The organism is Streptomyces sp. NPDC001634 (assembly GCF_040298185.1).
In the GTDB taxonomy this organism is placed as follows: Bacteria; Actinomycetota; Actinomycetes; order Streptomycetales; family Streptomycetaceae; genus Streptomyces.
Genome location: NZ_JBEOZU010000033.1, coordinates 23,884 through 50,411, shown reverse-complemented (window position 1 = coordinate 50,411; position 26,528 = coordinate 23,884). Strand labels below are relative to the sequence as shown.

21 protein-coding genes and 2 pseudogenes are annotated in these 26,528 nt (G+C 69.0%); 6 read left to right on the top strand and 17 right to left on the bottom strand.

Annotation, left to right across the window (positions count from 1 at the left end; genetic code table 11):
* Nucleotides 1–28: 28 nt before the first annotated feature.
* Both ABT186_RS22890 and ABT186_RS22885 read right to left on the bottom strand, forming a co-directional pair.
* Nucleotides 29–1,009: a phosphotransferase enzyme family protein gene (locus tag ABT186_RS22890; protein WP_351225163.1), complete on the bottom strand. Its 981-nt coding sequence runs from the start codon at nt 1,007–1,009 to the stop codon at nt 29–31.
* Nucleotides 1,010–1,075: 66 nt separating this feature from the next.
* A pseudogene (locus ABT186_RS22885) lies at nt 1,076–1,192 on the bottom strand (phosphotyrosine protein phosphatase); the annotation flags it as partial.
* A 144-nt stretch (nt 1,193–1,336) separates the two neighbouring features.
* On the opposite strand from ABT186_RS22885, the gene ABT186_RS22880 reads away from it, so the two are divergent.
* On the top strand, nt 1,337–1,690 hold the full coding sequence (locus tag ABT186_RS22880; protein WP_351225165.1) for a DUF805 domain-containing protein: 354 nt from the start codon (nt 1,337–1,339) through the stop codon (nt 1,688–1,690).
* A 145-nt stretch (nt 1,691–1,835) separates the two neighbouring features.
* Here ABT186_RS22880 and ABT186_RS22875 read toward each other — a convergent pair whose 3' ends face one another.
* Nucleotides 1,836–2,192, bottom strand: coding sequence for a carboxymuconolactone decarboxylase (locus tag ABT186_RS22875; RefSeq protein WP_351225167.1), 357 nt, complete (start codon nt 2,190–2,192; stop codon nt 1,836–1,838).
* Nucleotides 2,193–2,385: 193 nt separating this feature from the next.
* On the bottom strand, nt 2,386–3,375 hold the full coding sequence (locus ABT186_RS22870; RefSeq protein WP_351225169.1) for a VOC family protein: 990 nt from the start codon (nt 3,373–3,375) through the stop codon (nt 2,386–2,388).
* 21 nt (nt 3,376–3,396) lie between these two features.
* Between ABT186_RS22870 and ABT186_RS22865 the strand changes: the two genes are divergently transcribed.
* Entirely contained in the window at nt 3,397–3,993 is a 597-nt protein-coding gene (locus tag ABT186_RS22865) for a CGNR zinc finger domain-containing protein (protein ID WP_351926516.1), read from the top strand.
* A 70-nt stretch (nt 3,994–4,063) separates the two neighbouring features.
* On the opposite strand, the gene ABT186_RS22860 is transcribed toward ABT186_RS22865, so the two are convergent.
* Nucleotides 4,064–5,272: an MFS transporter gene (locus ABT186_RS22860; protein ID WP_351225173.1), complete on the bottom strand. Its 1,209-nt coding sequence runs from the start codon at nt 5,270–5,272 to the stop codon at nt 4,064–4,066.
* Nucleotides 5,273–5,318: 46 nt separating this feature from the next.
* Here ABT186_RS22860 and pdxR point away from each other — a divergent pair, with 46 nt between their 5' ends.
* Nucleotides 5,319–6,743, top strand: coding sequence for a MocR-like pyridoxine biosynthesis transcription factor PdxR (gene pdxR, locus ABT186_RS22855; RefSeq protein ID WP_351225175.1), 1,425 nt, complete (start codon nt 5,319–5,321; stop codon nt 6,741–6,743).
* A gap of 250 nt (nt 6,744–6,993) precedes the next feature.
* Nucleotides 6,994–7,491, top strand: coding sequence for a maleylpyruvate isomerase N-terminal domain-containing protein (locus ABT186_RS22850; RefSeq protein WP_351926540.1), 498 nt, complete (start codon nt 6,994–6,996; stop codon nt 7,489–7,491).
* Nucleotides 7,492–7,551: 60 nt separating this feature from the next.
* Here the strand turns inward: ABT186_RS22850 and ABT186_RS22845 are convergent, their stop codons facing one another.
* Both ABT186_RS22845 and ABT186_RS22840 read right to left on the bottom strand, forming a co-directional pair.
* On the bottom strand, nt 7,552–9,987 hold the full coding sequence (locus ABT186_RS22845) for a SpoIIE family protein phosphatase (protein WP_351926514.1): 2,436 nt from the start codon (nt 9,985–9,987) through the stop codon (nt 7,552–7,554).
* Between the two features lie 286 nt (nt 9,988–10,273).
* Nucleotides 10,274–10,449, bottom strand: a pseudogene (locus ABT186_RS22840) (IS256 family transposase); the annotation flags it as partial.
* A 199-nt stretch (nt 10,450–10,648) separates the two neighbouring features.
* Here ABT186_RS22840 and ABT186_RS22835 point away from each other — a divergent pair.
* Entirely contained in the window at nt 10,649–10,900 is a 252-nt protein-coding gene (locus tag ABT186_RS22835) for a hypothetical protein (protein WP_351225179.1), read from the top strand.
* A 1,002-nt stretch (nt 10,901–11,902) separates the two neighbouring features.
* A complete protein-coding gene (locus tag ABT186_RS22830) occupies nt 11,903–13,129 on the top strand; it encodes a PP2C family protein-serine/threonine phosphatase (protein ID WP_351225181.1) in 1,227 nt (408 codons plus the stop codon).
* Nucleotides 13,130–13,528: 399 nt separating this feature from the next.
* On the opposite strand, the gene ABT186_RS22825 is transcribed toward ABT186_RS22830, so the two are convergent.
* From ABT186_RS22825 to folC, 10 genes are all read right to left on the bottom strand, one after another.
* A complete protein-coding gene (locus tag ABT186_RS22825; protein ID WP_351225183.1) occupies nt 13,529–15,493 on the bottom strand; it encodes a TIGR03960 family B12-binding radical SAM protein in 1,965 nt (654 codons plus the stop codon).
* Nucleotides 15,494–15,602: 109 nt separating this feature from the next.
* A complete protein-coding gene (locus ABT186_RS22820) occupies nt 15,603–17,114 on the bottom strand; it encodes a CYTH and CHAD domain-containing protein (RefSeq protein WP_351926512.1) in 1,512 nt (503 codons plus the stop codon).
* A 247-nt stretch (nt 17,115–17,361) separates the two neighbouring features.
* Nucleotides 17,362–18,558: a rod shape-determining protein RodA gene (rodA, locus tag ABT186_RS22815; RefSeq protein WP_351225187.1), complete on the bottom strand. Its 1,197-nt coding sequence runs from the start codon at nt 18,556–18,558 to the stop codon at nt 17,362–17,364.
* The gene (mrdA, locus tag ABT186_RS22810) at nt 18,555–20,807 is read right to left on the bottom strand and encodes a penicillin-binding protein 2 (RefSeq protein WP_351926510.1); all 2,253 of its coding nucleotides are present in this window, start codon (nt 20,805–20,807) and stop codon (nt 18,555–18,557) included. Before mrdA ends, rodA begins: the two co-directional genes overlap by 4 nt.
* Nucleotides 20,808–20,893: 86 nt before the next feature.
* Nucleotides 20,894–21,562: a rod shape-determining protein MreD gene (gene mreD, locus ABT186_RS22805; RefSeq protein ID WP_351225191.1), complete on the bottom strand. Its 669-nt coding sequence runs from the start codon at nt 21,560–21,562 to the stop codon at nt 20,894–20,896.
* A 12-nt stretch (nt 21,563–21,574) separates the two neighbouring features.
* Nucleotides 21,575–22,519, bottom strand: a complete 945-nt coding sequence (mreC, locus tag ABT186_RS22800) for a rod shape-determining protein MreC (RefSeq protein WP_351225193.1) — start codon at nt 22,517–22,519, stop codon at nt 21,575–21,577.
* Between the two features lie 187 nt (nt 22,520–22,706).
* Entirely contained in the window at nt 22,707–23,726 is a 1,020-nt protein-coding gene (locus ABT186_RS22795; protein ID WP_081217257.1) for a rod shape-determining protein, read from the bottom strand.
* Between the two features lie 343 nt (nt 23,727–24,069).
* Entirely contained in the window at nt 24,070–24,483 is a 414-nt protein-coding gene (gene ndk / locus ABT186_RS22790) for a nucleoside-diphosphate kinase (protein ID WP_351225196.1), read from the bottom strand.
* 134 nt (nt 24,484–24,617) lie between these two features.
* Nucleotides 24,618–24,974, bottom strand: a complete 357-nt coding sequence (locus ABT186_RS22785; RefSeq protein ID WP_351225198.1) for a DUF4233 domain-containing protein — start codon at nt 24,972–24,974, stop codon at nt 24,618–24,620.
* A 6-nt stretch (nt 24,975–24,980) separates the two neighbouring features.
* A complete protein-coding gene (folC, locus tag ABT186_RS22780; protein ID WP_351926508.1) occupies nt 24,981–26,489 on the bottom strand; it encodes a bifunctional tetrahydrofolate synthase/dihydrofolate synthase in 1,509 nt (502 codons plus the stop codon).
* Between the last annotated feature and the right edge of the window lie 39 nt (nt 26,490–26,528).

Below are 26,528 nucleotides of genomic sequence, written 5' to 3'. Positions count from 1 at the left end.
CCCGGACGTGGGCCCGTACCGCGGCCGGTCACCACACCGCCTTGAGCGCCGAGGTCAGCCGGGAAACGGCCGCCAGGTCCGGCACGCTGCCCAAAGAAGCGACGACCTGGTTGCTCGCGAACTCGCGCTGCGCGGCGGTCACGGTCGGATCGATGGCGCACTCGGCCTGTACGTGGACGAAGTTCAAGGTCGTCGCGAAAAGCATCGAGAACGACTGCGGCCCCTTGATGGTGGCGCGGCCTCCGGCACTCCGGTACGCCCGTACCAATCGCCGGGCGGAATCGGTGTTCACCCGGTTGCCGCCCGACCACACGTACACGGCACGTGCGAACTCTCGTTCCGCCGAAGCGGACCCGGCGTTGTCCCAGTCGAGGAGGACCGGCCCGTCCGGGCCGACGAGAACGTTCTGGGGCTGCAGATCGAGGTGTGACGTCACCAGATCACCGGGGTCGGTCGGCGTCACCCAGTGCGCCAACTCTGCCGCTGTACCGGCGATGAACCGGCCCAACGCGTCCGACCACGGCAGTCCGGCGCGGTGAACCTTCTTGTGCAGGTCTTTCCAGTCGGCGTCCCGAGGGCACTGCTCGTACCAGGAATCGGGCCTCTGGCTCGCGCCCTCTCCTGCCCTGTGGAGGAGTGCCATGGTCCGGCCGAACCAGTCCAGGATCTCCGGATCGGACGCGTCCGCCTCGGTGCCGTCGATCCAGTCGTACAGCTTCACGTACGACCCGCCCGAAGATGCGGCGAGTTGCGAGACGTAGGCGCCGTGGCGATTGGGGACGAGCCGCGGTGATGCGATTCCCAGGTTCTCCGTGGCGTGCCGCAGTGCGGCCTCCCGGCGGACCTGTTCTTCGTCGCAGCCGAAGAGAAGTTCCTTTACCGCCCATGAGGAGCCGTTTCCGGATAACTTCCAGATCTGGCCCAACGCGCCACGGGTGACGGGCGTCATCGTCCACGGCCCGGCGCCGAGCGCGTAGGTCTCCGCCATGAAGTCGGCTGTGTCATGCATGCAGGTCCCCTCCGGATGCTGATGGCCGGCGCCGACTCCAGGTAGTCGCGGACTCCGGTCGTGATTTCAGCCGAGCAGGTCGGCCACCAGACCCCGGATCCGTTGCTCGATCTCGTCCCGGACCGGGCGGACCGCAGCAACCCCCTGCCCGGCAGGATCGTCGAGTTGCCAGTCCAATCCTCTGCCTGCCCCGACCCCTTTCCCTGATCACTGAACGGCCGCGGCAAGGTAACGGCTTGACCAGCACACACCAAGCTCATAGATTCCGGCCACGTTGGCCCGATCCCATAGAGATCGGGCATCGCCGTGATCCCTGGGGGGACAAGAATGCACTGGTACGTGGACGTACTGAAGAAGTACGCGGTGTTCAGCGGCCGCGCGCGTCGGCAGGAATACTGGATGTTCTTCCTGTTCAACGTGATCATCAGCATCGTGCTGGCAATCATCGACAACGCCGCGGGCACAAGCATCCTCGGACTGCTCTACACCCTCGCCGTCCTGCTCCCCGGCCTCGGTGTCACGGTCCGACGGCTGCACGACACGGGCAAGTCCGGCTGGTGGATCCTCATCTCCCTCATCCCGCTGGTGGGCACGATCATCCTGATCGTCTTCCTCGCCACCGACGGCCAGCCGGAGCCGAACCAGCACGGCGCCAACCCGAAGCTGTCCCCGGCCGTCTGAGCCGTATAAGCAATCCAGCAGCAAGGGCCCGCCGGAGAATTCCGGCGGGCCCTTGCTGCTGTGTCTGTGATGAAGCGTCAGTTTCTCCGGACGGAGGCATCTCGGTGTTTGCTGGGCAGCTTCCTGCCGGTCGGGCCGGTTTCGCTCAGGACTTGCGCCGGCTCCGGGCTTCGGCAGCGGCAATTGTTTCGGCGTCGGACTCGGCCACCGCGACGGCGAAGCCGAGCGCCTCGGTGATGTGACCTGCTGCCGCCATGACGCGTGCCGTGCCCACAACGGGGGCGATCGCCACGAGAACGTCTTGCACCTGCTCGAGCGTCAGGTTGGCCTTGATGGCAGGACCGACGTGGGCGAGGTAGGAGACCGCCGGTGCGTCCATGGCCGCGAGCGCGGCGATGCGGGTGAGGATGAGCGTGCCTTCATCCATGCCGCAGCGCTCGATCGAGTCGACGGTCATGGCGGCGAGCGTGTCGAGAACAGGGGCGTCTGATGCTGTGGACATCTCTGGACCGCTTTCCGGTGCTGTGCGGAACCGACACGCGGCACCCGCAGAGCACGGCACCCACGCGCCGGCTACTTGCCCTTCCACCGTATGGGCCCCCTGAGCCTCGCGCATGCTTTCGGCCCGTGAGTGCGGCGCCTTGGCGGGGAGCCGTGAGGCCCGGGACGCATCCGATGCCGTCGGCCAGGCGTACCTACGCCACCACGTGAGTGCCGGATTGCGCAGAGACGTCGTAGGTGCTGATCTCGATCAGGTTGCCGTCGGGGTCGCGCAGGTAGGTGCTGATGATCGGGCCTTGAGCACCGGTACGCGGCACGGGGCCTTCTTCCACTGCAACCCCGCAGGCGGCCAAGTGGTCGAGGACCTGGCTCTGCGGCGCATCGGTCAGAAGGCAGAGGTCTGCGCTGCCGGGCGCCGGGTGAGCGGCGCGTGGCAGGAGTTCGTGGCCGGCCTCATGGAGGTTGATCTTGCTCGTTCCGAAGGCCAGGGCGCGGCGGCCTTCACCGAAGGTGATCGGGCGCATGCCCAGGACGCGTTCGTAGAAGGCGACGGTGCGTTCGACGTCGGCAACGGTCAGCACAAGGTGGTCGAGCCCGGTGATCCGTAGTTCCGGCGCGGAGGAGTGCCGGCCGAGTTGCCGTTCGCAGGCGTCCCGCGCTGCGGCGGACAGCCAGTCGCCGGCTCGGGCGAACAGCCGGTACAAGGCCGGCCCGTGCTGGTGGGCCATGTCTTCGTTGTGGGTGAGCACGTCGAGCTCGTTGGCGGCGGTGATCTCCAGGAACGCCCGTAGGTCCCCGGCTGTCGGGGTGTGTTCGCGGCCGGTGAAGCGGTCTCGGAAGACCACGAGCCGGTCTCGTCCGATGCGGGGATAGGCGGTCCCACGGTCGCAGCTTGCGTAGAGGTACACCAGTGCCTCTGCCCGGCCGCCGATCAGCTCGGCCAGAGTCGCCCGCTCGGCCACCGGCAACAGGGACTGGTCGAAGCCGTCGGTGCCATAGGCGGCATGGCACATCCCCGCCGTCTGGACCGCCAGGTCGGCCCCCCAGGCAGCCAGTGACTCCCGGACGCGGCGCAGGTGCTGCAGCAGTGTGCCGCCCGGATGGGGCATCTCGGCGGCTCCCCGGGCGATCAGGAAGCTTTCGATGTGAGACCACTGCGGTGCGCGTTCGACTCTGTTCGACATGTCACGAGTTATAGTCGTGACGTGAGTGTGGAGGCAATACCGTCCGATGACGTGCCCGCCGAGGAACTCCGGTTCAACTTCCTCTCGGGACGCCTGTGTCTGGCCTTCGTGGCGACGGTGGGGGAGCGCCGGCGCGGGAAGTACGAACGACTGCGACGCCCCGCCGACCTGGCCCGTTGGTACCAGGAGGCGGAAGTACTGGACGCCCCGATCACGATCACATCCGGCGGACTGGAAACCGCCCGCGCCCTGCGAGAGGCGATCTACCGCCCCGCACAGCGCCTGGTCAGCGGCCTGACGCCTGCGGCCGAGGACGAAGAGGTGATCAACGCGGCCGCCGCTTTCCCCCCACTGGTCCCCGTACTGCGATCCGGAACCGCCCGCCTGAACCCCCCGCCGACCGGCGCCGAACGGGCAGCCCTGAGCACACTGGCACGGGACGCGATCGATCTGTTCACCCATGTGGACGCCGCCCGCATCCGCGAGTGCGCCGGCCCCGAATGCGGTCTGCTCTTCGTTGACACGAGTCGCCCGGGCAGGCGGCGCTGGTGCTCAAGCGCAGCCTGCGGCGGCAAGGACCGAGCCGCGGCCTACCGCCGACGCAAGCGCGCCCAGTGAGGGGGCGAATGGATCGTTTCCGGCTGTGCGCTGTCAGCCGTGTGCCGAACCGACCGGGTAAAAACACCTGTCACCGCCTGCCTCGCGACCCGTTCGCACGGTTCGGGGCGGCGTGTGTGCGGTCGCGCCGGGCGGGCACGAGGGCGGTCAGCATGGCGACACCCGTCATGGCCAAGGCCCAGGGGTAGCCGGTCGCGGTGGCGAGCCAGCCGAAGGCGACGGCGCCGGCGCCCATGCCCGCGTCGTAGGCGAAGTTCCACAGGGCGCTGACGGTGCCGTATCCCGCGGCTGGAACGCGCGCGTACATCAAGGTCAGGGTGGCGTTCTGAGTGATGCCGAAGCCGGTGCCGAAGAGGGCCACCGCGAGGAGGACGGCGACCGGGCTGCCGGTCAGCGCCATGAGCAGCGTGCCGCCGGCCGACAGCAGCAGGCCGGGAAGGACCAGGTGGGTGGGGGCGTGCCGGTCGCCGTACCGGCCCGCGAGCCAACGGGCCAAGGTGGCCGCTGCGGGCTGGACGAACAGCGCCACGGTGACCAGCCTCGTGGCCGAGGCCGGAACCGCCAGGGGCAGGAAGGTGACGACGATCCCGGCGGCGACGGCGGTGGCCGCGAAGACCAGAGCCGGCCGCACCAGTTGGGCTGTCCGCAGGCCCTCGGTGATGCCGACGGGGCGCCCTGATACGCGTATGCGGTCGGGCAGGCCGGGCACGGCGAGGATCGCCGCGAGCGCGGCCGTCGCCGCCACGGTACAGACCGCTCCGTAGCCGGCGTGCCCGGCCAGCCACACCCCCAGCGGCAGACCCGCAAGGGCGGGCACCCCGCCGACGATGCCGACCAGGGCCAGGCCCTCGCCGCGGCGCTCGGCCGGGATGAGGGAGGTGGTCAGCGCCCCGCCCGCGACGACAGTGAAGGCGAAGCCGAGGCCGCGCACCAGGCAGACCGCGATGATCCACCAAGGGTCTCGCGATGCCGTCAGTAACAGCGCCGGGGCGCCCAGCAGACCCAGCCCGGCGGCCAGCACCACGCGGTAGCCGTAGCGGTTGACCAAGGCGGGCGTGGCGATTTCACCGACTACGGTCGCCAGCATCAGGGCGCCGGTGACCAGCCCGGCCGCGCCGCCTCCGCCGACCGTCGAGGCATAGCGCGGTACCACCGACAGCAGCAGGTAGAAGCTGGTCGAGGCGCCCAGGATGGACACGAAGCGAAGCAGCAACGGCCGCGTCAGCAGCGGTGGCCGTGACGGGACCGCCGCAGCGGAGGATTTGAGGATCTCGGTCACGGCAGGACGTTAGGCGGCCGACCGGACTGCCGTAAGCTCCAGTTCCGTGCCGCTGGAGTGGTCCGGTTCCTCGCCCGAGCTGCTGCTGGTCATCGACCGGAGCAGCGGTCGGCCGCTGCGCGTGCAACTGGAGCAGTCGATACGGGAGTCGATCCGCTCCGGCCGACTGCAGTCCGGCGAACGGCTCCCGTCCTCCCGGGAACTCGCCCGCACACTCGGCCTGTCGCGCGGTCTGGTGCAGGACTGCTACGGCCAACTCCAGGCCGAGGGCTACCTGGTGGCCCGTCCCGGCTCGGCGACCCGGGTCGCGGCGGGAGTAACGGCAACGGCCGTCGCATCGCCTCCGCCCGAGACCTCGGCGCGGCTCGTGGCCGACTTCCGCTGGGGTGTACCGGACTTGGGCTCCTTCCCGGTCGGGGACTGGCTCTGGGCGACCCGCGAGGCCGCCCGCGCCATGCCGGTCATGGCACTCGACTACGGTGCGCCGCACGGCAGCATGGTCCTGCGCGAGGTGGTCGCCGGTTATCTGCGCCGGGTCCGTTCCGCCGCTGCCGACCCACAGCACACTGTCATCTGCAACGGCTACGCCCAGGGTCTGGGCCTCGCGCTGCGTGCCCTCGCCGCCGGCGGCGTGCGCAGCGTCGCCTTCGAGGACCCCGGCTCACCGACCACCGTCCGTGCCGCTGCCACGGCGGCGGGCCTGTCGGCGGTTCCCGTCCCGGTCGACGAGTACGGCATCGACGTACAGGCGCTGGCCGCGACCGGAGCCCGCGCGGTCGTGGTCACTCCTGCTCACCAGTGGCCGACCGGTGTCGCTCTTGGTCCTCAGCGGCGCCTCGCCCTGGCCGAGTGGGCGCGCAGATGCGAGGCGGTCGTCATCGAGGACGACTACGACGCCGAGTTCCGCTACGACCGCGAGCCGTTGGGCGCACTTCAGGGTCTCGCGCCGGACCGGGTGATCTACATCGGCACCGTGAGCAAGTCCCTCGCACCCGCCTTGCGCATCGGCTGGCTGCTCTGCCCGCCCGACCTGGCAGAAACCGTCGCCGAGCAGAAGTATCTGAGCGATCGCGGTACGCCCACTCTCGATCAACTGGCCCTGGCCCGCCTCATCGAGTCCGGTCGCTTCGACCGTCACCTGCGCCGTGTGCGGGCACGCTACGCGACCCGGCGCACCGCCCTGCTCACCGCTTTGGCCGAGCACGCTCCGGAGGTGGCGGTCACCGGTCTCGCGGCCGGCTTCCACGCCGTTGCGCAGTTGCCCGACGGCGCCGACGAACACCACGTCGTCACCGCCGCGCGCGAACGGTCGGTCGGCCTCTACGGCATGAGCACGTGCCGCGCCTCGCACACTGCCGCACCTGCTCAACTCGTCCTCGGCTTCGGCAACGTCGGCGAGCGAGCCATCAGCGAGGGCATCGCCGCGATCGGCGGCCTGTTCAGCGGCCGGCCGTGGAGTACCGGCCCATGAACGGGACCACCGCCCTCCTTCCAGCGGACCTGACCGTCCTCCTGGACTCCGTCCGCGGCTCGGCCGTGCGCCTGGGCACCACCCTGGACACACTGACCGACATGCAGGCCGACGCGCCGTCCGCGCTGGGACGGATGGCGTCGCGGGCACGTCATCACCCACCTCGCCCGCAGCGCCGACGTCTACCTGTGGCTGCTGAGCCCAGCCCGCACCGGCACGGAGCCGGGGGCCGCGCGCCGATGGTCCCGCGCTGGAGCGCGCGCTGCAGGAAGGCGCCGGCCGTGGCGCCGCTGAGCTCGTCGCCGACTTGCGCGGCAGTGTGGAGCGACTGCTCGACGAGGCCACGGCCGTGCCGGCCGAGCCCCGGCCCACGCCGGTCACTGCCCTTGCGGGCCGACGGCACCCGGCATGGTTCACCCTCCACCGCGCCTGGCGCGAACTGGAAACCCACCATGTCGACCTGCGCCTCGGCCACACCACTGCCGACTGGCCCGTCGACTACGTCACCTGGGCCCTGGACGGCACCATCGCGGCACTGACCGCACGCGGCTTCCCCGTCGCCCACATCGAGGCCACCGACCTGAACCGCGCCTGGTCCCCCGCCCCGACCGGCCCGGCCGTCACCGGCCCGGGGCATGTCCTCCTCGCGTGGCCGACCGGCCGCGATGGGCATGCAGGTCTGCAGTGGGACCTGCCGCTGCCGACCCCGCCGGCCTGGCCACTGCCGCCGGCGCCCGGCTGGTCCTGACCCGCGCGAACCGGCCACCGGCGGCTGTTCGCGGTTGGCTGCGGTCGTGGAGGTCACGGGTCATGCGGGCGGCAGGGGCTGCTCCGTCCAAACGGTCTTGCCGTCGTGGGTGTAGCGGGTACCCCACCGCTCCGTGAGCTGCGCGACCAGGAAGAGCCCGCGTCCGCCCTCGTCCGTGCTGAGGGCCCGCCGGAGGTGAGGGGAGGTGTGGCTGGTGTCGGACACCTCACAGATCAGGCACTGCGTACGGATGAGGCGCAGGGTGACGGGGCCGGCCGCGTACCGGTAGCTGTTGGTGACGAGCTCGCTGGCGACCAGCTCGGTGGTGAAGGCCAGTTCCGCCAGCCCCCATTCGGTGAGTTTCGCCGTGGTCAGCTCCCTGGCGCGGGCAGCGGCGGTCGCTTCCAAGGGCAGCTGCCATGAGGCGACATTCTGCGGCGGTAGCACCCGGGTGCGGGCGATGAGCAGCGCGATGTCGTCGGTCGGGAGGTGGTCCTTGGGCAGCAGCGCTTCGACCACGGCGTGGCAGGTGCTGTCCAGGGTCTCGGCGGGGTGGATGAGACATTCGTGCAGGTTCTCCAGCGCTGCGTCGATGTCGCCGTTGCGCGCCTCCAGGAGGCCGTTGGTGTAGAGCGTGAGCAGGCTGCCCTCGGGGAGGTCGAGATCGTACGTTTCGAACGGCAGCCCACCCAGGCCGAGTGGTGGACCTGCAGGCGGGTCGAGCTCGGTCACCCGGCCGTCCGGGGTGGACACCACCGGTGCCGGGTGGCCGGCGCGCGCCAGGGAGCAGTGCCGGGAGACCGGATCGTAGACCGCGTACAGGCAGGTGGCCCCGAGCACCTGCTCGTCCGCCGACCAATTGCCGTCCGCGCTCGCCTCCAGCTCGGTGGCCAGCAGACTGACCAGATCGTCCAGCCGCGCCACCACCTCGTCGGGTTCCAGGTCGAGGCTGGCCAGGGTGCGCACGGCGGCGCGCAGGCGGCCCATCGAGGCCGCAGCGTGGATACCGTGGCCGACCACGTCCCCCACGACGAGGGCGACCCGGGCCCCTGACAACGGGATCACGTCGAACCAGTCACCGCCGATACCCGGCTCACCGCTCGCCGGGAGATATCGACAGGCCACCTCGACGGCCGGCAGGTCGGACGCCGCGCTCGGCAGCAGACTGCGCTGCAGAGTCAGAGCCGCGCTCTGCTGCTGGGTGAAGCGGCGCGCGTTGTCGATGCAGACTGCCGCACGCGAGGAAAACTCCTGGGCCACTGCGGCATCGTCATCCTCAAAAGGTTCCGAATGCCGCGCTCGCCACAGGCTCACTATGCCCAGCACCAGGCCGCGCGCCACCAGGGGCACCACGATCAGCGAATGAACGCCGAGGCCCAAGGCGATCTCGATCCGCCGCCGGTCCATTGCGTACCACTCGGGGCGCAGGGACAGCAGCCGTTCCAGAACCGTGCGACGCTCGAACAGGCACCGCGCCTGCGGAGATTCCGGAAGGAGCGGGATCACCTCGCCCTCCTGGAACGGAACCCGACGTTCCTGGGGCGACAGGGCTACTCGGAGCAGCGGACCTGCCGCACCTGGAGGCGGCTCGTCACCAAGTGTCACCGGTTTCAGAAGGTCTACCGAGCAGTAGTCGGCCAGGCCGTGAACGGCCACCTCGGCCAGCTCCCGGGCGGTCTGTGACACGTCCAGCGAGGTTCCGATCCGGGCGCTCGCCTCGTTCAGCAGGGTCAGTCTGCGTCGGGCCCGGTGGCGGTCGGTCACGTCCTCGATCGTCTCGGCCACGCCGAGAACCCGGCCCGAGGAGTCTTCCATCCGGAACGCCGAGACGGACACGATCCGTTCCCGACCCGGATCGTGGCGTGCCCGGGCGGACTGCTCCGTGAAGATCAACGGCTCGCCGGTCTCCAAGACGTGCCGTACCCGTTCCTCTGCCGGACCCGCGTCCTCGTCGACCAGGAATTCGCGGGGGCGACGGCCCACCGGCGCCGCGGCCGGGACGCCGCTTGCCTTTTCGACCGCACGGTTGACCCGAATCACTGTCATGTCCGGGCTGTGGACGGCCAGCCCGATCGGGGACCGGTGGTACAGGCCGTCCAACAGCGCACGGTCCCGCTGCCAGGCAATGACCTCCGCGGCAGGGGCACCGACCAGGAGCCACTCCCGACTGCCCGCGTCCCGGGTGACCACGCGGGCCCGGAAACCCATCTCCACACGCCGTCCGTCGCGGTGGCGGACGGGCAGGACCCCGAACCAGCCCCCCGTGCTCATGGCGTCTGCGGCAGCGTCCCGCGCGACAGCCAGGTCACGGGCGTCGATCAGCAGGTCCTGCCACGCCCGTCCGATCACTTCCTTGGCCGGATAGCCCAGCAGCTCCTGTGCACGCGTGCTCCAGCCGACCACTGTGCCGTGATCGTCGAGCACGGCCGAGGCTCCACGCCCGAGGGCGAACGGATCCTCCGGACTCTCGCTGAACAGCATCGACGGCGTACCCATAGCCACCACCCTGCCTCCGTAACTCCGATGTTCCTCGCCCCGGTCCCCGTCCGCGACTCACCCGTTTCTTTCGGCCCGGCGGATCGGCAGGGGCATGGCGACGCTCAGCGGACGCAAGGAACCGATGACTGTCCACGGCGCTCTCCTCGACCGGGAGTCCCTCGAGGCCTGGCTGCCGCCGGACGGCGTGCGCGGGCGGGTCGAGCGGTGGGATCCCCGGCCTGGTGGCGGGTGCCGGATGGTCCTCACCTACCTCGACCCCGTCGACAGCCCTGGCAGGACATCCCTTCACCTCGACCACCCCGGCCGCGGTGGTGACCTTCCTGGGCCGGTGGTAGCCGCGCGGACCACGAGTCGGCGACCGTTCCCGTCTCGTTGGTCAGCCAACTCGGCTGTGCAGGCGTGGACTTCGGCCTCCAGGGCGGTTGCGAGGCGCTGTCTCACTCGAACCACAGGGCTGATGCGTTCTCAGGCGGCGAGATGCGCCTCGCACCACCGGCATTACCACTCTTGTGCAGGCAGCCCTCACCTACTCAAAGTGAGACCAGAAGAACTGATTATATTATTTTCACTCGTTTGCGCATCGACGCCGACAGGGATACGGCCGCAGCTAACCGATAATCAACCTGTAAGCAAGGGGGTCAAGACAATGGAGGATTAAGTGCGTCAGTCCGTCAAACTTGGAGTCGCAACGGTCACTGCAACTGTTGCCCTGCTTGGTGGTGCCTCAACGGCCAGCGCATGCTCGGACGACGAGGCCGACCTCGAGCGGGCCAGCCTGTGTGACAACGACTCAGCCGAGCAGATTGTCTGTCAGGTCGGCGAAGACAGCGAGAGCCTGATCGTCAATCAGACCACCAATGTCACGGTTGGAGGCGACCTCAATGGAGACTTCGACCTGGCCCCGGAGTAGGCCCGAGTAGGGTCGGGGACTGGCGCGGTGGCTGACGCTCCGTTTCCAGTCCCCGCCGCTTCAAACGGACGGCCACGCCGCGTTCCTCCACCTTGATCGACACGTTGGCCGACGACGACCAGGGGCTTACCGAGCGCGGCCCCGAGTTGCGCCAACCGCAGGAGGGCGGACCAGGCGTCGGCGGCCTTCATACAGGTCGCCGGCGTCTGGCCCGCGCGCAACCAGATCGGCTTTGGGGCGGGCCGGCGTAGCCCAGGGAGCGACGGCGAGCCATGCGTACCAAGACCACTCCCGGAGCCCCGAGGCTTGGACAACTGAACCGGAGCCGGTGCTCGCCCCGCCCCCGGCTCGGAGACAAGGACGCGTGCGCCAGGCTGCGCGGACGGCATGCCATGTGACTGCTGGATTTGGGTGATTGGCAGATCCGAGCTTGCGGTGCTCAGGAATTCATCGGGCGCAGATGGCGTGACTGGGACCGGGTCCGGGCGGCGGACAATAATCACCTCGCCCTCTCCAGTAATCCTCAACTGTGGGGTTATGACTGCCTCTTCCGTCATCCATCGATGCATCTGCCGAACGGGCTCGGTTGCCCCGGGTGTGTTGCCGCTGGTGCGAGCTGGGTGAATCTGCTGCTGGTGAGGACGTATCTGCCTTTGCCGACAGTCCGATTCAACGATGCGGCACCTTTGAAGGCTCCGCTGTAGCAGCAGTCGAGGATGATCACGATCGTGGTTGCCGCCGAGCCGCTCCTGGCTCCGGTGCGCCGCACAGGGCGACTATTCCGGCCTCCTCGCGCAGCACGGCGTGCAACGCTGCGACTTGGCCGTGCGCTTGATCATCCCCTGGGGCAGACGTTCTCCGGGCAAGGAGTCCTGAAACGCGGAAAGCATGCGGCCGACATGCCGCGCATGGCGTAATGAACCGCTCCGGCGGCTTCCCAGGTCACGTTGTGCGGAGACGGTGAGCAGCGTGGACGCGGGAAGGTGGGTGACAAACCGGGCCATGGGCACGGAGAGCATTGACCGATCGGAGGGCTTCGGCGAGCGGCTGCTCGGACTGCTGCTGGACAGAGCACGGCTGCTGCCGCCCCAGATGATCGCCCCGCTGATCGCGGAGGGAGTGGCCAGGATCGGCGGTCGTGACGTCTCCATCCTGCTCCAGGACTACGCGCAGGAGTTGCTGGTGCCGCTGCCGGGCAGGAAACTGCACGTGGCCCAGCCAGAGCCGGTGGCCGACTCCCCCGCCGGGCGGGCCTTCCTGCGCGGGGACGTTGTCGAAGTACCGCAGGCCCCCGGCGGTGTCCGGATGTATCTGCCGCTGCTGGACGGCAGTGACCAGGTGGGCGTAATGGCCCTCACCCTGGACGCAGTCGGCGACGACGACCGGCGCCTGCTGCACAGGCTCGCCAGCCTGGTCGCCGACATGCTGGTCACCAAGAACGCCTATACCGACCAGTTCTTCCAGGCCCGGCGTCGAGAGCCGATGAGCGTGTCCGCAGAGATCCAATGGAGCCTGCTGCCGCCGCTGACGATGTCCGTTCCCCAGGTCGAGGTGGCCGGGGCCCTGGAGCCCGCCTACCGCGTCGCCGGCGACAGCTTCGATTACGCCCTCAACGACAACATCCTGCACATGGCCGTCATCGACGCGATGGGCCATGGCTTGGACGCCGCCACGATGGCGACTGTGGCCATCGGCGCCTACCGGCATGCCCGGCGCGTGTTCATCAGTCTGGACGAAAAATACGCGTTCATGGACGATGCCATTTCCCGGCAGTTCGGGCCCGACCACTTTGTCACAGCGCAGCTGATGCACCTGAACATCGCCACCGGTGAGATGGAGCTGGTGAACGCGGGCCACCCCGCGCCGCTGCTGATCCGCGACGGCCGGGTCGTGCAGCAGCTCGAGAGCGCGACGACGCTGCCCGTCGGCTTCGGCGGCGAAATGCCCCGAGTCAGGGAGCACGTGCTCCAACAAGGCGACCGGGTGCTCTGCTACACCGATGGCGTCATCGAGGAGCATGTCGCCGACGGCCGGGCGTTTGGCGGGGAACGCCTCATCCGCTGCGTCAACCGCCTGGGGGAAGAGCCGTCAGAGGGTGTGCGGGCGGATCTGCGCCGGCTCTCCCACACGCTGAAGAGCGAACGGGGCGGGCGCACCACCGACGACGCCACCCTTTTCATGATCGAGTGGCACGGGGGCACCGCCGACCACCTCGCGACCCTCGACTGAACGTCTCGACGTCGACCGAGTCCGCACCCAACACCGCCGCCCAAACCGCCGCCCACACCGCCGCCCACACCGACGACGATCCGTCCCCAGCGGTGTCGCGTTGCGACGGGGTGGCCTCACGTGCCAGAGCCGAGGCGACACCACGGCCCTCCGCGCTCTGGACAACCCCAGACCGTCAGCCACTCTCACGAGTGAGGGCCAGGGTCAGAGCCACTCCACTTGTGAGTGAACGACGCAAGAGCCCTCCAGGCGCGCCAGCGGCAGAGGTGTCGGAGACACCTCCCGCGCGGGAGACTGCCGCCGCCTGGACGGTACCCCTACCTGCCTCCAGCACAGCGGCAACCTCATCCTCGCTCGCCCCCCAGCGCATTGGCGATGCGCCCCAGAGCCTCGCTCACATCAGTGAGTGTGTCCGCTCGGAGCAGGCGCCGCGTTCTTGACCGCAAGAGGCAGCAGCTTCTTCCCGGTCGGGCCGATTTGTATGGTTGTGTCCATCTGCGGACACACCCCACAGTCGAAGCACGGCGTCCACCGACAGTCCTCGACCTCCGTCTCGTCGAGGGCGTCCTGCCAGTCCTCCCAGAGCCAGTCCTTGTCCAGGCCCGAGTCGAGGTGGTCCCAGGGGAGGACCTCCTCGTAGGTGCGTTCGCGGGTGGTGTACCAGTCGACGTCCACGCCGAAGGTGGCCAGGGCCTTGTCCGCGCAGCTCATCCAGCGGTCGTACGAGAAGTGCTCGCGCCAGCCGTCGAAGCGGCCGCCGTCCTCGTAGACCGCGCGGATCACGGCGCCGATGCGGCGGTCGCCGCGCGAGAGCAGGCCCTCGACGATGCCGGGCTTGCCGTCGTGGTAGCGGAACCCGATCGAGCGACCGTACTTCTTGTCGCCCCGGATCTTGTCCCTCAGCTTCTCCAGGCGCGCGTCCGTCTCCTCCGCCGAGAGCTGCGGGGCCCACTGGAAGGGGGTGTGGGGCTTGGGAACGAAGCCGCCGATCGAGACCGTGCAGCGGATGTCGTTCGAGCCGGAGACCTCGCGGCCCTTCTGGATCACGCGCGTGGCCATGTCGGCGATCTGGAGGACGTCGTCGTCCGTCTCCGTCGGCAGGCCGCACATGAAGTACAGCTTCACCTGGCGCCAGCCGTTGCCGTACGCCGTCGCGACCGTCCGGATCAGGTCCTCTTCCGAGACCATCTTGTTGATGACCTTGCGGATGCGTTCCGAGCCGCCTTCCGGAGCGAAGGTCAGGCCCGAGCGGCGGCCGTTGCGGGTCAGCTCGTTCGCCAGGTCGATGTTGAAGGCGTCCACCCGGGTCGACGGGAGGGAGAGGCCGATCTTGTCTTCCTCGTAGCGGTCCGCCAGGCCCTTCGCGATGTCGCCGATCTCCGAGTGGTCCGCCGAGGAGAGAGAAAGGAGGCCCACCTCCTCGAAGCCCGTCGCCTTCAGGCCCCTGTCCACCATCTCGCCGATGCCCGTGATGGAGCGCTCGCGCACCGGGCGGGTGATCATGCCTGCCTGGCAGAAGCGGCAGCCGCGGGTGCAGCCGCGGAAGATCTCGACCGACATGCGCTCGTGGACCGTCTCGGCCAGGGGGACGAGGGGCTGCTTCGGGTACGGCCATTCGTCCAGGTCCATGACCGTGTGCTTCGACACACGCCACGGGACGCCCGACTTGTTGGGGACCACACGGGCGATACGGCCGTCGGGGAGGTACTCGACGTCGTAGAACGCCGGGACGTAGACCCCGCCGGTCTTCGCCAGGCGGAAGAGGAGTTCCTCGCGGCCGCCGGGGCGGCCCTCTTCCTTCCAGGCGCGGATGATCCTGGTGACCTCCAGGACCGCCTGCTCGCCGTCGCCGATCACCGCGCAGTCGATGAAGTCGGCGATCGGCTCGGGGTTGAAGGCCGCGTGGCCGCCGGCCATCACGATCGGGTCGTCGATGGTCCGGTCCCTGGACTCCAGGGGGATGCCGGCCAGGTCCAGGGCCGTCAGCATGTTCGTGTAGCCCAGCTCGGTGGAGAAGCTCAGGCCCAGCACGTCGAAGGCCTTCACCGGGCGGTGACTGTCCACCGTGAACTGCGGGACCTTGTGCTCCCGCATCAGCGCCTCCAGGTCCGGCCACACGCTGTAGGTGCGCTCGGCGAGGACGCCCTCCTGCTCGTTGAGGACCTCGTAGAGGATCATGACGCCCTGGTTGGGCAGACCCACCTCGTAGGCGTCCGGGTACATGAGCGCCCAGCGGACGTCACAGGCGTCCCACGGCTTGACCGTGGAGTTGAGCTCTCCGCCGACGTACTGGATCGGCTTCTGCACATGCGGGAGCAGAGCTTCGAGCTGCGGGAACACCGACTGGGCGGCTTCGGCAGACATCTCGCGACTTTCGTGAGCGGGACGGGAAGGGACTGACAGGACTGACAGGACTGAGCTGACAGGGGTGACCATCAAGCCTAACGCGGTCGCGACACCTCCCAGGACGCCCTCAGACCCGCGCCTCCTTCTCCACCGTCTGCCATGTCTCCGGCAGCGCCGCCTCCGCGGCCGCCGCCCGCTGTTCCTCACGGCCGTACAGGACGCCGTACGTGAACGCGTTCTCCGCCGCCGCGTACGCCTCGGCCGACAGCTCCAGCAGAGCCTCGCGGGCCATCACGCTGTCCTGGTGGTCGCCGAGCAGGGTCTGCAGGGACTTCATCGCCTTGACCAGGGCCTCGGCCGGTTTGCCGAGCGCGGGTGCGGCGGCCTCGGCCGCGTAACGGGTGCGCTTGGCCTTCTTGCGGGCCTCGTGCATCGCTACGTCGCGGTCGTGGCCCGACGGCAGGTCCAGGGCCTGGACGACCAGGCCGGCGACCTTACCGAAATCCTTGCGCACGGCCTTGGCGAGCGCTTTCGCCGGGTCCTTGGCGGCCGCCTTCAGCAGCGGCGGGTCGGCGATCAGGGTGTCCAGCGCATCCAGCAGCTCCAGGTACCGCTTGCCGTCCAGGACGTCGGTCAGCCGCTGCCGGGAGCCGCCGCGCCGCCCCTGCGACCAGGTGTCCAGGCGGTCGCGGACCGGGCCGGAGAGCAGGGACGGGGGGAGTTCGTCCAGGGCGGCCATCAGGCGCTCGGTGAGGACTTCCTGGTCGCGGTCGATGCCCAGCTCCCCGGCCAGCCACTTCAGCTCGTCGGCGATCGGGTCGGTGACGCCGCGGTCCAGGACCTTGTCGTACGAGCGGAAGGTGCTGCGCAGCCGGCGGGTGGCCACGCGCATGGAGTGCACGGAGTCGAAGACGTCCCGGCGCACCGCGGGGTCCAGCTCGACGATCGCGTCCCGTTGGGCGCGGGCGTAGGCGAGGACGTGGTCTCCCGCGGTGACCGGCGGCTGCTGGGGACCGGCCGCCGTGGGGGGCCCGGTGCCCTCGCTCGTCTCCTCCAGCGCCCTGGCGAGCTTGGACGGGGCCGACGAGCGGCGCAGTCCGGCCTTGCGGAGCTTCTTGTCGACCTTGTCGAGGAAGGCGGGGTCGCCGTCGTCCGCCAGTTCCACCTCGGTCTCGGTCCACTCGGCGGTGCCGGTGCCGCCGCTGAGCCGCTGGGCGCGGACCCGGTCGACGCTGACCTCGGCGAGCAGGTTGCCGTCGGCGTCGACGAGGTGACGGATGTCACGGGACGAGCGGAGTCGTACGAGGGGGACGAGTTCGGCGTCGCGTACGCGGGAGCGGACCAGGGCGGCCAGGGTCTCGGGGACGGTGTCGGACAGCGGAGCCCGGATCTCGTCGCGTACGCCGTCGGAGACCGGCAGTTTGAGGTGCCAGCCGGCGTCGTCGCCGCCGGTGCGGCGGCGCAGGGTGATCGAGGATGCGGCGAGGTGTTGGTCCGCGGTGTCGTAGTAGGTGGCGTCCAGTTCCGCCAGGCCCTTGTCGAGGACGCCGGAGACCCCGCCGACACGGGTCAGGTCGGGAAGCTCGTCCCCGGCCGCGGCCTCGTATTTACGCTCGATTTCGCGCTTCGTGTCCGCCATGAACCGAATCTAGTGGCAATCGGGCCGGGAGGGCAGGGGCCATCGAAGGTGAATGGAAGGGAAAATTCAGGCGTACATAAAGTAAACAGACCGAACAGGGCCTTCGAGGTGCGCTTGTCGTCGGGCAGGCAGGCCTGCCCGACCGTACGGGCGACGCCCCCGGAGGGACGCCGACCGGCCGCAGCCGGCCGTCCCTCCCCTACGCCGACACCGGCCCGTACCGACACCGGCCTACGCCGACACCAACCTACGCCGACATCGGCCGCTGCACCCGGATCGACTGCAGCAGTCCCACCGCGATCCATACGGCGAACATCGACGAGCCGCCGTACGACACGAACGGCAGTGGCAGGCCCGCGACGGGCATGATGCCGAGGGTCATGCCGATGTTCTCGAAGGACTGGAAGGCGAACCAGGCGATGATCCCGGCGGCGACGATCGTGCCGTACAGCTCGGTCGTCTCGCGGGCGATGCGGCAGGCCCGCCACAGGACGACGCCGAGCAGGAAGATGATCAGTCCCGCGCCGACGAAGCCGAGCTCCTCCCCCGCGACCGTGAACACGAAGTCCGTCTGCTGTTCCGGCACGAACTGGCCCGTCGTCTGCGAGCCGTGGAAAAGGCCCGCTCCGGTCAGTCCGCCGGAGCCGATCGCAATACGCGCCTGGTTGGTGTTGTAGCCGACGCCCGCCGGGTCCAGATCGGGGTTGGCGAAGGCGGCGAAGCGGTTGATCTGGTACTGGTCCAGGATGTGCAGCTGCCAGACGGCGACCGCGCCCAGGGCGCCCGCGCCGAGCAGGCCGAACACCCAGCGGTTGGAGGCGCCGGAGGCGAGCAGCACGCCCAGGACGGTGACCGCCATGACCATCGTCGAGCCCAGGTCCGGCATGAGCATGACGATCATCATCGGGATGGCGGCCAGGCCCAGGGCCTGCGCCACGGTCCGGTGGTCGGGGTACTGCTTGTCGCCCGCGTCGACCCGGGCCGCGAGCAGCATGGCCATACCCAGGATGATCGTGATCTTCACGAACTCGGAGGGCTGGAGGGAGAAGCCGCCGCCGAAGACGATCCAGTTGCGGTTGCCGTTGATGGTGGCGCCGAGCGGGGTGAGCACCAGCAGGATCAGGAAGAGCGAGATGCCGTACAGGATCGGTACGGCCGTGCGCAGGGTGCGGTGGCCGAGCCAGACGGTGCCGATCATCAGGGCGAATCCGATGCCGGTGTTCATCAGGTGCCGGATCAGGAAGTAGTAGGGGTCGCCCTGGTTGATCTCGGTGCGGCCCCGGGTCGCCGAGTAGACGAGGAGCGTGCCGATCAGGGACAGGGCAATGGCGGACAGCAGTATCGGCCAGTCGAGGCGGCGGGCCAGGCTGTCGCGGGCGAAGATCCGCGTCCAGCCCGCCCGCTCGGGCCCGTATCCGGAGACGGAGAAGTTGTTCGCGGTCACGTCAGCGTCCTCCGCCTCTTCTTCGGGCGGGCCGTGTGCCTACGGGTTCTGCGGTTGCTCGCGGTCGGCGAGGGCACGGTGGCCGACGGGTTGTCGGTGGGCGTGCCCTGCTGGTCCTGCCCGCCGGCCTGGTCCGCGTTCGGGTCGTACTTCTCGATCTTCGGGGCCTGGATCGAGCCATCGGGCTGGATCTTGGGAAGTCCCTTCTGCGGGGTGGGCAGCAGGGCCTTCTTGTTGTCGATCGAGCCGTCCTTCTGGACCCCGTAGAGAGCGTCGTAGATGTTGTGCACGGCCTCACCGGAGGCGCCGGAGCCCGTACCGGCCTGGGCGATGGTCATGACGACCGCGTAGTCCTTGGAGTACGTGGCCAGCCACGACGTGGTCTGCTTGCCGTAGACCTCTGCGGTACCGGTCTTGGCGTGCAGCGGGATCTTGTCCTGCGGCCAGCCGCCGAACTTCCAGGCGGCGGTACCGCGGGTGATGACGCCGGCCAGGGCCTCGTCCATGACGTCCCGGGTCTTCTTGTCGATCGGCAGCCTGCCGTGCGACTTGGGCTTGATCTCGGTGACCTGCTTGCCGTCGGGGCTGACGACCGCCTTGCCGATGGTCGGGTTCCACAGCGTGCCGCCGTTGGAGATCGCCGAGTAGATGACCGCCTCCTGAATCGGGGTCAGGAGCGTGTCGCCCTGTCCGATGGAGTAGTTGATCTCGTCACCCTCGCGCATCTTGTTGCCCTCGAGGCAGTTCTCGTAGGCGATCTTCTGGACGTAGTCGCCGTCCTTCTTGCCGGTCTTGCACCACGCGTCCTTGTTGGCCTCCCAGTACTTCTGCTTCCACTGGCGGTCGGGGACGCGGCCGGAGACCTCGTTGGGCAGGTCGACGCCGGTGGTCTTGCCGAGGCCGAACTGGTGCGCGGTCTTGAAGAACCAGTCCTTGGGCTTCCCCTTCTTGGGGTTGATGCCGCCGTCCTTCTTCCACTCGTTGTCCGCGAGGCCGTAGAACACGGTGTCGCAGGAGACCTCGAGGGCGCGGCCGAGCGAGATCGGGCCGAAGTTCTCTCCCTCGAAGTTCTTGAAGACCTGGCTGCCGACCGAATACGAGCTGGTGCACGGGTAGTTGCCGTCGAAGGCATAACCGGCCTGGACGGCGGCGGCCGTGGAGACCACCTTGAAGGTCGAGCCGGGCGCCGACTGCCCCTGGATGGCCCGGTTGAGCAGCGGGTAGTCGGAATCCTTGCCGGTGAGCTTCTTGTAGTCCTTGGCGGAGATGCCGCCGACCCAGACGTTCGGGTCGTACGTCGGGGCGGAGGCCATGGCGACGATACGGCCGGTCTTGGCCTCCATCACCACGACGGCACCGGAGTCCGCCTTGTAGTTCTCGCTGGTGACCTTGTCGTACTGCGTACGGGCGATCTTCATCGCGCGGTCCAGCTCGTACTCGGCGACCCGCTGGACGCGGGCGTCGATGCTGGTGATCAGGTTGGAGCCGGACTCGGCGGCGTCGGACTTGGCCTTGCCGATGACACGGCCGAGGTTGTCGACCTCGTAGCGGGTGACGCCGGCCTTTCCGCGCAGCACCTTGTCGTACTGGCGTTCAAGGCCGGAGCGGCCGACCTGGTCGGAGCGCAGATACGGCGAGTCGGAGTTCTTGGCCTGCTGGATCTCGTCGTCGGTGACGGGCGAGAGGTAGCCGAGGACCTGGGCGGTGTTGGCCTCGCCGGGGCTCGGGTAGCGGCGCAGGGCCTCGGGCTCCGCGGTGATGCCCGGGAAGTCCTCGGAGCGCTCGCGGATCTGCAGGGCCTGGCGCGGGGTGGCCTCGTCGGTGATGGGGATCGGCTGGTACGGGGAGCCGTTCCAGCAGGGCTGCGGCGTCTTGGCGTCGCAGAGGCGAACCTTTTCGATGACGTCCTGGGGCTTCATGCCAAGGACGCCGGCCAGCTTGGTGAGGACGGCCTTGCCGTCGTCCTTCATCTTCAGCAGGTCGGTGCGGGACGCGGAGACCACGAGCCGGGTCTCGTTGTCGGCGATCGGGATGCCGCGCGCATCCAGGATCTCGCCGCGCACGGCGGGCTGGACGACCTGCTGAACATGGTTCCCGGAGGCTTCCTTGGCGTACTCCGCGCCGTTGCGGATCTGGAGGAACCAGAGACGGCCGCCGAGGGTGCCGAGGAGGGACAGGACGAGGATCTGGAGGATGACGAGCCGGATCTGGACCCGTGGGGTCCGACCGGTCTCGGGGATATTGGTCACTGCTGCTGCCGCCCCCTCTCAGTGCACATACGGGTCATACGAGTACACGGCCAACCTGTGCGACCGGGCGGCCAACCTCTGGCTGGTCACAAGCGCTTGACCCCCTTGATGCGCCCGGCGCGGGCCACCCGGGCCCTGGCCGCCTTGACGCGGAGTCCGCTGCGCTGGCTGCCGATGCGCAGTCCGGTGCCGGAGGAGAGCCAGCCGGAGGAGACGTCGGCCGCCTTGGTGGAGTTGGTCTCGGCGAGCGGGTCGTTCTCGGCGCGGCGGGCCAGGGCCATGATCCCGGGCACGACGAAGGGCGCGAGCAGCAGGTCGTACACGGCCGCCGTGAACAGCAGGCTGGCCAGGCCCACATGGCGGGCGGCGGTGTCGCCGACCAGGGCGCCCACAACCGCGTACAGCAGGGTCGAGCCGATCGCGGCGGCGACCACCACGACCATCGGGCCGGTCGCGGACTTGAGGCGTCCGTGGTCGGGCCGGGCGAGTCCGACGAGGTAGCCGACGACGCAGAGCACGAGGGCGTAGCGGCCGGCGGCGTGGTCGGCGGGCGGGGCCAGGTCGGAGAGCAGACCCGCGCCGAAGCCGATGAGACAGCCGCCGACATGGCCGTAGACCAGGGCGAGGCCGACGACGGTCAGCAGCACCAGGTCGGGAACGGCGCCGGGCAGATGGAGCCGGGCGAGGACGCTCACCTGGATCACCAGGGCGACGATCACCAGGGTGGTGGAGAGCAGCATCCGGTTGAAGCGCATCTGGTTCAGCTCCTAGGGCGTCTGCTGCCGGCCGGGGGCGGAGTCCGAGGCCGAGGGGGTGACGGTGACCGTCACGGTCGGCGTCGGAGTCGGCTTGGGCTTCGGGGGCAGCACGGTGTCGCCCGGGTCCTTCTTCGGCGCCTGGACGACGACGCCGACGATATCGAGCTTCGTGAAGGACACGAACGGCGTCACATAGATCGTGCGCGTCAGGTCTCCGCCGGAGGGGTCGACGCGGGAGACGACGCCGACCGGGACGCCCGGCACGAACGGCTTGTCGGCCTCCGAGCCGAAGGTGATCAGGCGGTCGCCCTTCTTCACGTCCGCCTTGCCGTTGAGGAGCTGCACACGCAGCGGGCGGTCGCCCTGCCCGGATGCGAAGCCGAGTTCGTCGCTGTTCTCCATTCGGGTGCCGACGGTGAAGTCCGGGTCGTTGGCCAGCAGCACCGTCGAGGTGTCGGGGCCGACGGTGGTGACGCGGCCGACCAGTCCGTCGCCGTTGAGGACGGTCATGTCGCGCTTGATGCCGTCGTTCGCGCCCACGTCGATGGTGACGGTCCAGGAGAAGCCCTGGGCCGCTCCTATCGCGATGACCTCGGCTCCCTTGATCCCGTACTGGCCCTCGCCCGCCACCCGGATCATCTTGTCGAGTTGCTTGAGGCGGCTGCGATTGCGGTCGTCGCTGCCCAGCTTGGCCTTCAACGCCGCATTGGCGCGTTCCAGTTGGGCGATACGGTCGTGCCGGCTGCCGGAGTCGCGTACGGCCGCGATCGCGTTGCCGACGGGGTCGACGGCGGACGACACCCCGTTCTCGATCGGGCCGAAGACCGTGGCAGCAGCCTGGCGGGCACCTTCGACCGGTGAGTCCTGGCCGCCGCGGATGTCCACCGTGATCAGAGCGAACGCGATGGCGATCAGCAGCACCAGGAGCAGCCGGCTCTCTCGTGTGTCCCTCACGTGCGGCGGCCGTGCCTTCCTCGTCGGAATGTGTCGGATGGTGAAAAGGCGGACGCCCCAGGGTGCGCGGTGCCCGTTGGGCGGAACCCGGGGGTGTTATGGGAGCTTATGCCTCGATATCAACGATCCATCAACGATCCGCCGCACGAGAGGAGATCGTCTCGTACGGCGGAATCGGCGCGTCGCGTCATCTGCGGGGCTGGGCGTCCAGCACCTGCTGCAGTGCCTCGAACTCCTCGACACACTTGCCCGAACCGAGCGCCACGCTGTCCAGCGGGTCCTCGGCGATGTGGATCGGCATACCGGTCTCCCGGCGCAGCCGCTCGTCGAGTCCGCGCAGCAGGGCGCCGCCGCCGGTGAGGACGATCCCACGGTCCATGACGTCGCCGGACAGCTCCGGCGGGCATTTGTCGAGGGTCGTCTTGACCGCGTCCACGATCGCGTTCACCGGTTCCTCGATGGCCTTGCGCACCTCGGCCGCCGAGATGACCACGGTCTTGGGCAGCCCGGAGACCAGGTCCCGGCCGCGGATTTCGGTGTGCTCGTCAGTGTCGAGGTCGTACGCCGAACCGATCGTGATCTTGATCTGTTCGGCCGTCCGCTCACCGAGGAGGAGGGAGTACTCCTTCTTGATGTGCTGGATGATCGCATTGTCCAGTTCATCGCCCGCGACGCGGATGGACTGGGCGGTGACGATGCCGCCGAGCGAGATGACCGCGACCTCCGTGGTGCCGCCGCCGATGTCCACCACCATGTTGCCCGTGGCCTCGTGGACCGGCAGGCCGGAACCGATGGCGGCGGCCATGGGCTCCTCGATGATGTGCACCTGGCGGGCGCCGGCCTGGGACGACGCCTCGATGACGGCACGACGCTCGACCCCCGTGATACCGGAGGGCACGCAGACGACGACCCGAGGACGGGCGAGATAACGCCGCTTGTGGATCTTCAGAATGAAGTAGCGGAGCATTCGCTCGGTGATCTCGAAGTCGGCGATCACACCGTCCTTCAGCGGACGCACCGCAACGATGTTGCCCGGCGTCCGCCCGATCATCTTCTTCGCTTCCGCGCCGACCGCGAGAATGCCACCGGTGTTGGTGTTGATCGCGACGACGGACGGCTCGTTGAGTACGATCCCGCGACCCCTGACGTACACCAGCGTGTTGGCGGTCCCGAGGTCGACAGCCATGTCACGGCCGATGAACGACATTGAGTTCCCCATCAGGATTCGTCTGGCCTTCCCAAGTTGAGCGTTTCATGGCTTTCGTTGGGGTGGCGAAGTGGGTGCTGTGACGCGAAGGCTTACATCGTAGTCTCGCCTGCACGAACACTGCGCGAGGGTCTTCGCCATTGTCAGCAGATGACGCATCGCCTCGCTCCTGGAGACGGGCGTTCGGGGGTAGCCGTTCCCCCGATCGGCACGCATATGCCGGGGGACGGCCGGTTTTGTGGAACCGGGTTTTCACGGCCGCCCCCGATCACGCATCCGGGTGACGTGACGACCCCTCAGAAATCATTCACGAATCGAGCTCAGATGTTCATCATCCGTACGCTCAGAAGCGACCGGGGAAGAAGATCTTCAGCTCGCGTTCGGCGGACTCCTCGGAGTCGGACGCGTGAATCAGGTTCTCGCGGACGATCACGCCGTAGTCACCGCGGATGGAACCGGGGGCGGCGGCGATCGGGTCGGTCGGGCCGGCGAGCGCGCGCAGCCCCTCGATGACCCGCTCGCCCTCGACAACGAGCGCGACGACCGGGCCGGAAGCCATGAACTCCACCAGCGGCTCGTAGAAGGGCTTGCCCTTGTGCTCGCCGTAGTGCTGCTCCAGCGTGTCCGTGTCCAGGGTGCGCAGCTCCAGCGCGCTGATGGTCCACCCGGCCTTGCGCTCGATGCGGCTGATGATCTCGCCGATCAGCCCGCGACGGACGGCGTCGGGCTTGAGGAGGACGAGGGTGCGCTGGCTCACGAGAGGGCTCCTTCAATCAAGGTTGTGCGGGAGGACGAGGCTACAGGGCAGGGCCGTGGGACTGTTACGCAGAGTCAGCTGCGCAGGCCGGGGGCTCCGTCCCCGGACCCCGATCGGCCTGAACGGCCTCGTCCTCACATGCCGGACGGGCTATTGGCATCGGCCTGCGCCGCGAAACGGGCCTTCGCCTCGTCGATCTTTCTTCCGTAGTGCACCGACGCCCACCACAGCGCCGCGAAGATCGCGCCCAGGAAGAACATCGAGGGGACCACGAACCCGGAGGCGATCAGCGCGATCTGCAGGGCCCAGCCCAGCTGGACGCCGCCGGGGCGGGTGATCAGGCCGCACAGCAGGATGCTCAGGGCCATGGCGATGCCGCTGACGGTCCAGACCGTGCCCGTGGACAGGTCCGGGTCCTTCATGGCGACCAGACCGGCGAAGCCGATGACGAAGAACTCGCCGATCAAAGTGGATGAACACAGGGTACGCACGGAACGTCAGCCCTTCCCCAGGAGCAGTCGGGCCTCGCCGACGGTGATGACGGAGCCGGTGACGAGCACGCCCCCGCCCGCGAACTCCCCCTCCTCCTCGGCAAGCGTGATCGCGGCCTCCAGGGCGTCGGGCAGCCGTGGTTCGACCTGGACACGCTCCTCGCCGAAGACCTCGACGGCGATCGCGGCCAGCTCGTCGGCGTCCATCGCGCGATGGCTGGAGTTCTGGGTGACCACGACCTCGGCGAAGATCGGCTCGAAGGCCTCCAGAAGGCCCCGTACGTTCTTGTCGCCGCTCGCGCCGACGACCCCGATCAGCCTGCTGAAGTCGAACGCCTCGCTCACGGCCTCGGCGGTGGCGCGGGCGCCCGCGGGATTGTGGGCGGCGTCCAGAACGACCGTCGGGGAGCGCCGTACGACCTCCAGCCGGCCGGGCGAGGAGACCGACGCGAAGGCCTTGCGGACCGTGTCGGCGTCCAGGGGCTCGGGGCGCTGGGAGCCGACGCCGAAGAACGCCTCGACCGCGGCGAGCGCCACGGCCGCGTTGTGGGCCTGGTAGGCGCCGTGCAGCGGCAGGTACACCTCGTCGTACTCGCCGCCGAGGCCGCGGAGCGTGAGGAGCTGGCCGCCGACCGCCACCTGCCGGGAGACGACGCCGAACTCCAGGCCCTCCCGGGCCACCGTCGCATCCACCTCCACGGCCTTCTTCAGCAGCACCTGGGCCGCGTCGACCGGCTGCTGGGCCATGATGACGGTGGCGTCCTGCTTGACGATGCCGGCCTTCTCCTGGGCGATCTCGCCGGGCGTGGCGCCGAGCCGGTCGGTGTGGTCAAGGTCTATGGGGGTGACTACGGCGACGTCGCCGTCGATGACATTCGTGGCGTCCCAGCTGCCGCCCATGCCGACCTCGACGACCGCGACGTCCACGGGCGCGTCCGCGAAGGCCGCGTACGCCATGCCCGTGAGCACCTCGAAGAAGGAGAGCCGGTACTCCTGCTGACCGTCGACCATCTCGATGTACGGCTTGATGTCGTCGTACGTCTCGATGAAACGCTCGGCGGAGATGGGGGCGCCGTCGAGGCTGATGCGCTCGGTGATCGACTGGACGTGCGGGCTCGTGTACCGGCCGGTGCGCAGTTCGAAGGCGCCGAGCAGGGCCTCGATCATGCGGGCGGTGGACGTCTTGCCGTTGGTCCCCGTGATGTGGATCGAGGGATACGACCGCTGCGGCTCCCCCAGCACGTCCATCAGCGCGGAGATACGGCTGACGGACGGTTCCAGTTTGGTCTCGCCCCAGCGGGTGGCCAGTTCGGCCTCGACCGCCCGGAGCGCCTTGTCGACCTCGGGGTCGGCAGGCCGGATGGGCACGTCGGCCTGCGGCACGCCGCCCTGCGTCCGCAGGGTACGGCTGCCGGCCTCGATCATCGCGAGATCGGGGTCGCGATCGGTTTCGGCCGCGACGATGTCTTCGAAGGGATCGCTCTCATTGGGGTCACGCGAGGGCAGGTCGTTCACGAGGCCAGTCTACGGAGGACAGGTGACAACGTGGCTGAA